Source organism: Pseudomonadota bacterium, from assembly GCA_016195085.1.
Lineage (GTDB): Bacteria > Pseudomonadota > Alphaproteobacteria > SHVZ01 > SHVZ01 > JACQAG01.
Genome location: JACQAG010000041.1, coordinates 48,108 through 58,504, shown reverse-complemented (window position 1 = coordinate 58,504; position 10,397 = coordinate 48,108). Strand labels below are relative to the sequence as shown.

The following is a 10,397-nucleotide window of genomic DNA, read 5'->3' as shown; positions in this document are numbered from 1 at the left end:
TCGCCTTCGCCAGGTTGGTCCGCGTCAACCTCATGCATCGAAAGCCAATTGCCCACCTGCTCAACCCACTGCCAGGGCCAAGTCTCAATAACTCCCAATTGACCCTTCAATGCATCTGAATCTAAACCGGACAGCCGTGGACTTGATCCGGGCATCCACGTCTTCCATCCTGCGGCAGCACAACGTGGATGCGCGGGTCAAGCCCGCGCATGACGGCCGAGAATTGCGGTGGCAACACGCGGGAGAAGTCCATGGAGCTGGAGGGGCGGGTGGCGCTGGTGACCGGGGCCTCGCGCAATATCGGTCGCGCGATCGCGCTCGAGCTCGCCGCCGCCGGAGCTTCCATCATCGTCAACGCCAGGACCGCGGCTGCCGATGCCGAGCGGGTCGCGGGCGAGATCGCTTCCCTGGGCGGCCAAGCGATGGCGGTGCTGGCGGACGTGACCCAGGAGGCGGAGGTGGCCCGGATGGTCGTTGCCGCCATAGAGCGCTTCGGGCGGATCGACATCCTCGTCAACAACGCAGCCGTCCGCACCGAGGCAAAGCTGGAGGAGATCGACTTCCAGGCCTGGCGCGGCATCCTCGCCGTCATCCTCGACGGCGCCTTTCTCTGCGCCAAGGCCTGCCTGCCGCATCTCCGCCGGAGCGACCGCGCCAGCATCGTCAACATCGGCGGCTTGACCGCGCATACCGGGGCCAAGGACCGGGTGCATGTGGTGAGCGCCAAGGCGGGCCTCGTCGGCCTGACCCGGGCGCTCGCCCATGACCTGGCGGATGCCGGCATCACCGTCAATTGCGTGGCTCCGGGCATGGTCGATACGGTGAGGCAGGTTGAGCCGGGCCATCACGCGACACGCAAAGCGCCCCTCGGCCGGCTCGGGCGCCCGGAAGAGATCGCCGGCGCCGTGCGCTACCTTGCCGGGCCGACGGCGCGGTTCATCACCGGCCAGACCATCCAGGTCAATGGCGGCATGTATATGAGCTGAGGGGACATGGACAGAGTGCCAGCCAAGGACCCAGCCGCAGCGTCCGGCGCCGGCGATGGCATCACCATCGCCGCGGCGTTGGCGGAGCGCATCGTCGCGCTCCGGCCGGGGGCCCTGCCGGCGGGCTTGCGGGAGGTCATCGAAGATCTCGTGCTCGACATCGTCGGCCTCTGCCTGGCGGCGCGGCAGACCGACTATGTCCGAGCCCTGTTGACGGCGCTCTCCCCCGAGGGCGGGTCCGCGACCGCCATCGGCCAATCTCAGCGCCTGGATGCCGCGGGCGCCGCCTTGGTCAACGGCACCGCCGCCCATGGCGAGGATTTCGACGACACCTTCGAAGGCGGACCGGTGCATGCAGGCGTGGTCGCGGTGCCAGCGGTGTTCGCCGCGGCCGAGCGGCTTGGCCTCGATGGACCGGCGGTGCTGAAAGGCCTCGCGGTCGGCCTCGAAACCATCTGCCGGTTGAGCCTGGTGGCACCCAAACGCGTGCACAAGGCCGGCTTTCATCCGACCAGCGTGTTTGGCGCGATGGGGGCCGCTTCCGGGGTGGCGGCGGCGATGGACCTCGATCGCGCCGGCATCGTCAACGCGCTCGGCATCGCCGGCAGCATGGCCAGCGGGATCATCGAATATCTCGCCGACGGTAGCTGGACCAAGCGCATGCATCCCGGCTGGGCGGCACAGGCGGGCTTGCGCGCGGCGCTCATGGCCGCTTCCGGCTTTCGTGGGCCCGCCAGCGTATTCGAAGGCACCCACGGGCTCTTCAACGGCTTCGCGCACACGCGCGAGGGTGACTATTCGAAGCTCCTCGACGGCTTCGGCCGGCATTGGCATGCAGCGACCATCGCCTTCAAGCCCTATGCCTGCGGCACCATGACCCATCCCTACATCGACTGCGCGGCGAGGCTCGCCAAGCGCGGCGTCAAGGCCGAGGATGTAGCCTCGATCGTCTGCGAGGTGGCCGAAGGTACGGTGCATCGGCTGTGGGAGCCGCTCGCATCAAAGCAATCTCCCCCCAATGCCTATGCGGCGAAATTCTCCACGCCCTTCTGCGTGGCGCTCGCTCTGGTGACCGGCGATGCCGGACTTGCCGCCTTCACCGAAGCCGCGGTCGCGGACGAGCGCCTGCGCACGCTTGCCGGCAAGGTCGGCTACGTGATCGATCCCGACAACCCCTACCCCAACGACTATACGGGGCACGTCCGCGTCCGGCTCCGCGACGGACGCATCCTCGAGGAGCGCCAGGCGCATCTCCGCGGCGGCGCCCATGAGCGGCTGGACCGGGCCCAGATCGAGGCCAAGTTCTTCGCCAATGCCGCCTTCGGCGGCTGGACCGAAGGACAAGCCAAGGCAGCTCATGGCTTCGTGCGCGGCCTGTTCACCGCCGCCACGGTGGATCTCTCGCCGCTCAGGGGCTGAAGGAATTCACCACGGAGGTCGGGGCCGCGAAGACCGGCCCGACGAGAGCACGGAGACGAGGACGGTTGACCGCTGAGGGCGCTGAGGAGCGCAGAGGGCGCCGAGTGAATTGTTCTCCGCGCAAAGCGCGGCTATGACTTCTTCACTCTGTGTCCTCCGTGCCTCCGTGGTGAATTCCTATCTTTGGCGCGGCGCAGCCTGCGCTTTGGCGTAGCTGTCGCGGAGGCCGACGGTGCGGTTGAAGACGAGGCGGCCGGGTGCGGAGTCTCGATCGGGGTAGAAGTAGCCCTGGCGCTCGAACTGCACCGGGTCGGGGGCATTGCTGGCGGCGAGCCCGGGCTCGACCACGGCTCCTTGCAGCACTTCAAGGGACTGGGGATTGAGATCGGCAGCAAGGTCGCCCGCCGCACCCGGGTCCGGCCGCCGGAAGAGCGGCTCATAGAGCCGGATCTCGGCCGGTGCGGCGCTCGCCGCTGCCACCCAGTGCAGGGTCGCCTGCACCTTCCGCCCGTCGGGGGTATCGCCGCCGCGGGTGGCCGGATCGTAGGTGCAGCGCAATTCCATGACCTCGCCGGCGGCGTCCTTCACCACCCTCTGGCAGGTGATGAGATAGGCATAGCGGAGCCTGACCTCGCGGCCGGGCGCCAGGCGAAAGAACTTCTTCGGCGGGCTCTCCATGAAGTCGTCGCGCTCGATATAGATCTCGCGGCCGAAGGGGATCGGCCGGGTGCCGGCGCCGGGATCATCGGGATGATTGACCGCGCGCAGCTCCTCGGTGGCACCTTCGGGATAGTTCTCGAGCACGATCTTGAGCGGTCTCAGCACCGCCATCCGCCGCAAGGCCGTCTTGTTCAACAGCTCGCGGATCGAGTTCTCGAACATGGCGATGTCGACGACGCTGTTCGCCCGCGCCACGCCGACGCGGCGAACGAAATCGCGGATGGCGGCCGGCGGCACGCCGCGGCGGCGCAAGCCCGCCAAGGTCGGCATCCTCGGATCGTCCCAGCCCTCGACGTGCCCCGCCCGCACCAGCTCGGTCAACGCCCGCTTGGAGAGGACCGTGTAGGTGAGGTTGAGGCGCGCGAACTCATATTGCCGCGGCCGCGACGGCGCCGGGAGGTTGTCGAGGAGCCAATCATAGAGCGGCCGGTGATCCTCGAATTCCAAGGTGCAGAGCGAGTGCGTGATCCCTTCGATCGCATCCGACTGGCCATGGGCGAAATCGTAGGTGGGATAGATGCACCAGCTGGTGCCGGTGCGCGGATGGCGCGCGTGCAGGATGCGGTAGAGCACGGGGTCGCGCAGGTTCATGTTGCCGGCGGCCATATCGATCTTGGCGCGGAGCACCCGTGCGCCGTTCGGGAACTCGCCGGCGCGCATGCGCCGGAAGAGATCGAGATTCTCCGCCGCCGATCGTTCCCGGTAAGGACTGTCGCGGCCGGGCTCGGTCAAGGAGCCGCGCATGGCGCGCATCTCTTCCACCGGGAGATCGTCGACATAGGCCTTGCCGGCGCCGATCAGATGCGCCGCCCAGCCGTAGAGCTGCTCGAAATAGTCGGAGGCATGGTGGAGATGCGTGCCCCAGTCGAAGCCGAGCCAGCGCACATCGGCCATGATGGCGTCGATGTACTCCTGCTCTTCCTTGGTCGGATTGGTGTCGTCGAAGCGCAGATGGCAGCGGCCGCGGAATTCCCGGGCGATGCCGAAATTGAGGCAGATCGATTTTGCATGCCCGATATGGAGATAGCCGTTGGGCTCCGGCGGGAAGCGGGTCACCACCTCCTGGGCACGGCCGGCAGCGACGTCTGCCTCGACGAGGTCGCGGAGGAAGTCCCGCGCCGTATCCGCACTCGCCGCCTCGCTCGCCGCCATGCTCCGATGCTCCATGCCGCTTCGGCCTATCGCCGATGCAAAAGGCGCCGTCTATGTGCCAAATCGGCGCAGATGTGCCAAGGCCTCACCTGCCCTTCCGAGTGCCCCCACCCTCACCCTCCCCCGCCTGAAGCGGCAGGGGAGGGAGCAGGTATGCCGCCTACTCCCTCCCCCATGCGGAGCGTGGGGGAGGGTCGGGGTGGGGGCATTGTTCCCGTTCTGCCGGATGCGGTATTCGGAGGCCGGTCACTCCCCCCGCGGCACGACGTAGTCGGCTGGGTATGTCGCCTGGAATTCCGGCTTCGCCTCCAGGCGCCGGGAGAGCGCGTCCAGGCCTGGATAGCGTCCCTCCGGCATGAGCTCGGGGTCGGCCATCCGCACATAGCGGATCATGCAGACCGTGGTGATTTGCGCCTGGTCGAGCCCCGCAGACTCCGGCCAGACCTCGCGCTCCAGCGCGTCGAGCGCGCCTTGGCCCTGGGTCCGGCAGCGCTGGATCCATTCGGGCCAGCGATAGGCGGACGGACGGATGAGGCGCTCATAGGCCTCGGCGCCGATCTTGTCGATGGCGCCGGTCGCCAGCGCGATGAAGCCGAGCGCCCGCCGCCGCGCCTCGCCGCCCTGCGGGATGAGCGCCTTTGCGGGTCCGACGGACTGATCGAGCCAGTCCAGGATCGCAGCCGAGTCGATCAACACCGTCGCACCTTCGAGAATGAGCGAAGGAACGCGGCCCAAGGGGTTGATCCGGCGCATCGCGTCGAAATCGGCGAAGACCGAGCTTTTGTCGTGCACATAGGCATAGCCCAGCACGCGCAGCGACACCGCCACCCGGCGCACATAGGGAGAGTCGTACTGACCGACCAGGATCATGCCCCGCATCCTACGCGAGTTGCGCTCCCGGTGCGAACAGGGCGCGCGGCATGGTTCAATCGTCGAACCACGGACCTTGCGGTACGACCGGCGGCTTCGGCCAAAGACGATCGGCGGTATCCTTGCCGTGGGTTGCGAACACCGCCGTTGCCATGAGATGACGGCCAGACGCATGGCGACCCAGCAGCATCGGCATGATGGTGCGGGAGCTGATGAGATTGGTGTTCGGCAAGGGCCGGGCCGTCGCCGCAAGGCGCCCGGGTGCGCGGCCGGCAAGCGCGAGGTCGCGGATGCCGAGGATGCCGCCGGCGGCATCGATGCGGATCTCCTGCACTTCGGTCGGCGACAAGAACTCCCGATCGGCATGGGTCGATCCGGTGCGATCGGCGGCGAACCCGCCCTCTTTGGTCAGGATCGCCCGCTCGCTGCGCAATCGGTGGATGCGCAGGAGCCACGGCAGATCGACGGGGACGAGCCAAGTCTCGACCTCGACCTCGGCCCAGGGCTTCCAGCGGGAATAGAGCCAACCACCTGACTGCGCGGTCTCCTCGGCGATTTCGCGAACCCGATACTGATCGGGGACATCGGCGAGGGCGACGGCAAGCATGCTGTCGTAGCAGCCGTGATCGATCCCGCCCCAACCGCTCTCGACGCTGAAGCCGAAGCGCGAGGAATAGGCGAACTTCGCATATTTCGCCGTGCCCTGCCGGGCGAGCCGGTTCGTCTGACCGGACGACAGCATCACCGCGTGGGTCTCATCCTCTTGCAGGACAAGCCCGGCATGCTTTTGCACCGAGAGCGACGGCAGCATCGACGACGTCTCTTCGGCCCGCCAGAACGGATGCTCGCCGGCGACCGCGAGCGGCAGGAATGCCTTCATCGCCCAATAGGGCGACTGCGGCGAGTTGTACTCCTCCGAGATCAGGAGATTGGCATAGCTGTAGCCGATGGTGAGCGCGCCGTTGCGATCGGCGATCGGCTTGTCCGACCACCAGCGGAGATGGCGGAGATAGAGGCCCTTGACCTCGCCCCAGGGGAGGGCTTCGACATCGGCGAAGGCGAGCGCGCCCCAGAACGCACCCTGGGCGAAGCGGTAGGTCAAGCTGCGGCCGAAGGGGATGGCCGCACCGTCGCGGCCGAACCAATGGCGAAAATCCCGGGCGAAAAGACGAGCCCGCTCGCGGTAGGTGGCGCTTCGCTCCTGGTCCCACTCTTGCGCGAGGCGCGCATAGATGAGGCCGTAGAAATGGAAGGCGAAGGCCACGTAGTAGTCGAGCTGGCAACGCTCGCCGTCGCGGTACCAGCCGTCGCCCAGATAGAAACGGTCGAGCTTGGCCAACGCATCGGCCACCAGGTCCCGACGCCAGGGGCCGCCGACGCGCTGCAAACCGAGATTCACCAAAACGCGGAAGAAGCGCCAGTTGTTGTCGACGGTCTCATGCTCGTTGATGCCGGAGAGCCAGCGCAAGAGATTGTCGCGCACGCGGGACGGCAAAGGCTCCCAGACCAGCTCCGGCACCAGGGCCAACGCGAAGCCGATCGCCGCCATCTCGACCATGCGTTGGTCGCGCTCCTCGGTCCAACCCCAGAATTCGGGATGGCTCGGATCGCTGCCGCTGGCGAGTCCCTGGCAAACGAGCTCCCAGGCATCGCTGGTGCCGCCGCCGACCGCGAGCGGCACCAGACCCCAGAGCGGCCGGGAGAAGCCTTCGAGCTCGGCCGCCGCCTCGTCGAAGCGGGCAGCACTGGTGGCGACCCGCACCCGCGCGCGGCCCGGGCTGAAGCAGGACCGCAGCGGCTGGAAGAGCGCCTCGACCGCGGCAGCGACATCCGCTCGGCTGCGGAAGGGGTTGCCGCTGAGCGGCCGAAAGCCGAGATCTCGGCTCATCGCTCGGTGACCGATGCGATCCAGCCGGCGAGCGTGCGCGCATCCGCACGGAAGGCGGCGGGATCGTCATTGGCGACGAATTCCAGCATGGCATATCGCGGCATGGGCGCGCCAAGCGAGTTGGCAAGGGCACGACGCAGCACCGGCAGCCAGAATGCCTCGTGGGCGATCAAGGGCAGCCGTTCCTTCGCCGCCGTCCAGGAGAAGACATGGAAATGCGAGATCTTGCCGTCGAGCGCCGCCACCTCATCCAGCGCCTCCGCCCGCCCGATCCCCGGGCGCGGCTGCCAATAGGTGGTGAGGTTGGGGTGATCGACCGCGCTGAGGAGGTCGAGGGTGGACGACAGAGTGTCGGTAAGCGTTCCCGGATGGAACTCGAGGCCGACCGCAACGCCGCGCTCGGCGGCACGGCTCGCCATCCCTTTGAGCGCGTCGGCCACGGCCTGGCGGTCGCCGGCACTCGCCGCCTCGGAGCCGACGCCGCGCTTGCCGGCCCAGACCCGGATCGTGGGGGCGCCCATGGCTTCTGCGAGATCGAGAACGGAGGCAAAGGGCTGACCTGTGGTGGCGCCGGCCTCGACATAGGAGCCGATCGATGAGACCCGGATCCCCAGGTCGCGGCAGCGCCTGGCCACTTGGCGCGCGGCCTCGAGGTCGCCGGGCGGAACATGCTTGTCCGATCCCCACTCGATGCCGGCGACGCCGTTGGCCGCCGCCAGCTCGATCACCTGGGCGGGTGCGAGGCCGCGAAAGGTGACCGAGCAGAGGCCAAGCGCCAGAGGAGTAGCGCTCATCATGCCAAACGCTCCAGATCGACCGCCTCGACCCTATGCTGAAGCGCGTTGCCCCGCAGATAGCGCTCGATCTCGGCGAAGACGAGCTCGACCATCCGTTCGGTCTCCCGGCCTTGGGCCCCGGCAATGTGCGGCGTCAGGAATACATTGGGTATGTCGTAGAGGGGCGAGTCCGGCGGCAGCTCATCCGGCTCGGTCACATCGATGATCGCATCGAGACGCCCGGAGCGCGTCGCCTCGATCAAGGCGTCCTGATCCACCAAGGCACCGCGGGCGGTGTTGATGAAGACCGTGCCGTCGCGCATGAGCGCCAAATGGCGGCGATCGATCAGCGTGCGCGTTGCCGGAGTCGAGGGGGCGTGCAAGCTCACCACATCCGAACGCGCCAGCAGCTCATCGAGCGGGACGGGCTCGACGCCGAGCTGGCGCGCGTCCTCCGCCGCGACATAGGGATCGGCGAGAAGGACGGTGAAATCGAAGGGTCGCAGCAACGCGATGACACGCCGGCCAACCCGCGAGGCGCCGATGATGCCGACCACCTTGCGGTAGTTGCCCAGCCCCGGCGCCAGCTTGCTCCAAGGCTTGGCCATGGCGCGGCGCTCGCGATAGACCCGGTTGAGGCGGAACACCTGCTTGTTGGCGAAGAGGATCGCGGCCAGCGTGAACTCCGCGACCGGCACGGCGTTGCCGGCAACCGCATTGACGACGGCGATGCCGCGCCGCCATATGGCGGGATCGAGCATGGCTTTGACCGAGCCGGCGAGATGGGCGATGAGGCCGAGCTTCGGCATGGCGTCCAGCAGCACCGCATCGATTTTGGGCGCCCCCCATCCCGTCACCAGGATTTCCGTGCGATGCAGCAATGGCTGGATGGCGGGATCTCTCCAGTCGAGGACCGGTGCGCGGCGCAGCAGATCGGTCATCCCAGCCAAGGCCTCGATCTGCCCGTCGCTCAGGAGATCGGGACGATTGCCGGGATTGAAGGCGATCAGCGAACGAAGCTTTCGCGTCATACTCTAAGTCCCGTGCTGGCGATGCCTTCGATGAGGAGCCAGGATGCGAGACGCGGATGCGCAGATCAAGGCCGCTGCGCCATAATATGCATTGGGGCCTTTGCCCTCGCGATTCCCCGTGATAGGGGTGGAGCATGCGCATCGAGATCATCTGCACCGGCGACGAGGTGCTGACCGGCAAGATCGTCAACAGCAACTTCAGCTCTATGAGCCAGCGGCTGGAGGATGCCGGGCTGTCGGTGTTCTGGGGAACGACCGTCGGCGACGATCGCGAGACTCTCCTCGAGGCCTTCCGCCTGGCGGGCGAGCGCGCCCAGGCGGTGATCGTCAATGGCGGGCTCGGCCCCACGGTCGACGATCTCTCCCAGGAGATCGCCGCCAGGGCCGCCGGCGTCGAGCTGGTGCTGAGCCAGGAATGGCTCACCAAGATGGAGGAGTACTTCCTTCGCCGCAGCCGGGTGATGCCGCCCAACAACAAGAAGCAGGCGATGCTGCCGGCGGGCGCGGAGGTTCTGGACAATCCCATCGGCACCGCCTGCGGCTTTGCCCTCGATATCGGCAAGGCGCGCTTCTTCTTCACCCCCGGCGTGCCGAGAGAGCTGAAGCGCATGCTGGAGGAGCAGATCCTCCCCCGGCTCTTGGCGCGGAGCGGCAAGCAGACCGCGATCCATCTCAAGCGGTTCCATTCCTATGGCCTCGGCGAGTCCCATGTCGATACCATGCTGGCCGGGGTCGAGGAGATCGTGCCCGACGGCAGCGTCAAGCTGGGCTTCCGCGCGCATTATCCCCAGCTCGAGACCAAGCTCACGGTGCGCGGCACCGACAGGGACGATGTGCAGCTGAAGCTGGCGCCGGTGCAAGACGAGGTGAGGAAGCGTCTCGGCAATTTCATCCTGGCCGAGGACGACCAGACCCTGGAGGGCGTGATCCTGGCGGCACTCAAGGCCGAACGCAGCTCGCTCGCCGTCGCCGAGACCTTCACCAGCGGCCAGATCGCCGGACGCATCGCGCATCTCGCCGGCGCCGAGACGATCTTTCGCCGCGGCATCGTCGCCCGGGATCTCGGCGAGCTCGGCGCCGCCATCGGGCTCGATGGCGCCTTGCAGGCAAACGCGCTCACGACCGAGACGGCCGTCGCCGTCGCCGGCGCGGTTCGCGCCCAGGCGAAGGCCAGCCACGGGCTGGCGGTCCTGGTCGATCTCGACGAAGGCGCCGACCGGCTCGAGTTCGGCGGCACCATTTGCCTGGCGATCGCCACCGCCAAGAACGCCGCCTGGCGCCGGGCTCGCATTCTGGGCGGCCGCGACTGGGTGCGCATGGGCGCCATCGAGATGGGTCTCGATTGCCTCAGGCGCTATCTGCAAGGCCTGCCGGTCGACGAGCGCATCGACTTCGAGAAGGTGTGAGGCCGCTCTCGGCCGTATCGCACGTCGAGCAGGCCAACGGATTCCGCCTTCGACCTGCGAATGCCCCCACCCCTGCCCTCCCCCACGCTTATGCGCGGGGGAGGGAGTCAAAGACAATTCGTTCGGCCCTCGCGTGCCCTCCCCCGCCG

The 10,397-nt window shown here is 67.6% G+C and carries 8 protein-coding genes; 3 read left to right on the top strand and 5 right to left on the bottom strand.

Features of this window, described 5'->3' with window-relative positions:
* Positions 1 to 251 precede the first annotated feature (251 nt).
* Both HY058_12845 and HY058_12840 read left to right on the top strand, forming a co-directional pair.
* Positions 252 to 986 carry a 3-oxoacyl-ACP reductase FabG gene (locus tag HY058_12845; protein MBI3498186.1) on the top strand — a complete coding sequence of 245 codons (735 nt, stop codon included), beginning with the start codon at positions 252 to 254 and terminating at the stop codon, positions 984 to 986.
* A 6-nt stretch (positions 987 to 992) separates the two neighbouring features.
* Complete coding sequence (locus HY058_12840; protein ID MBI3498185.1) at positions 993 to 2,405, top strand: MmgE/PrpD family protein; 1,413 nt, start codon at positions 993 to 995, stop codon at positions 2,403 to 2,405.
* 177 nt (positions 2,406 to 2,582) lie between these two features.
* On the opposite strand, the gene HY058_12835 is transcribed toward HY058_12840, so the two are convergent.
* From HY058_12835 to HY058_12815, 5 genes are all read right to left on the bottom strand, one after another.
* A complete protein-coding gene (locus HY058_12835; GenBank protein MBI3498184.1) occupies positions 2,583 to 4,277 on the bottom strand; it encodes a glutamine--tRNA ligase/YqeY domain fusion protein in 1,695 nt (564 codons plus the stop codon).
* A 246-nt stretch (positions 4,278 to 4,523) separates the two neighbouring features.
* Entirely contained in the window at positions 4,524 to 5,147 is a 624-nt protein-coding gene (locus HY058_12830) for a glutathione S-transferase (protein MBI3498183.1), read from the bottom strand.
* Between the two features lie 55 nt (positions 5,148 to 5,202).
* Positions 5,203 to 7,035 carry a DUF2264 domain-containing protein gene (locus HY058_12825; protein ID MBI3498182.1) on the bottom strand — a complete coding sequence of 611 codons (1,833 nt, stop codon included), beginning with the start codon at positions 7,033 to 7,035 and terminating at the stop codon, positions 5,203 to 5,205.
* Entirely contained in the window at positions 7,032 to 7,829 is a 798-nt protein-coding gene (locus tag HY058_12820) for a sugar phosphate isomerase/epimerase (protein MBI3498181.1), read from the bottom strand. Before HY058_12820 ends, HY058_12825 begins: the two co-directional genes overlap by 4 nt.
* A complete protein-coding gene (locus HY058_12815) occupies positions 7,829 to 8,842 on the bottom strand; it encodes a hydroxyacid dehydrogenase (GenBank protein MBI3498180.1) in 1,014 nt (337 codons plus the stop codon). The genes HY058_12820 and HY058_12815 overlap by 1 nt, the downstream gene beginning before the upstream one ends.
* Before the next feature lie 134 nt (positions 8,843 to 8,976).
* Here HY058_12815 and HY058_12810 point away from each other — a divergent pair, with 134 nt between their 5' ends.
* Positions 8,977 to 10,248, top strand: a complete 1,272-nt coding sequence (locus tag HY058_12810) for a CinA family nicotinamide mononucleotide deamidase-related protein (GenBank protein ID MBI3498179.1) — start codon at positions 8,977 to 8,979, stop codon at positions 10,246 to 10,248.
* Positions 10,249 to 10,397: the final 149 nt, after the last annotated feature.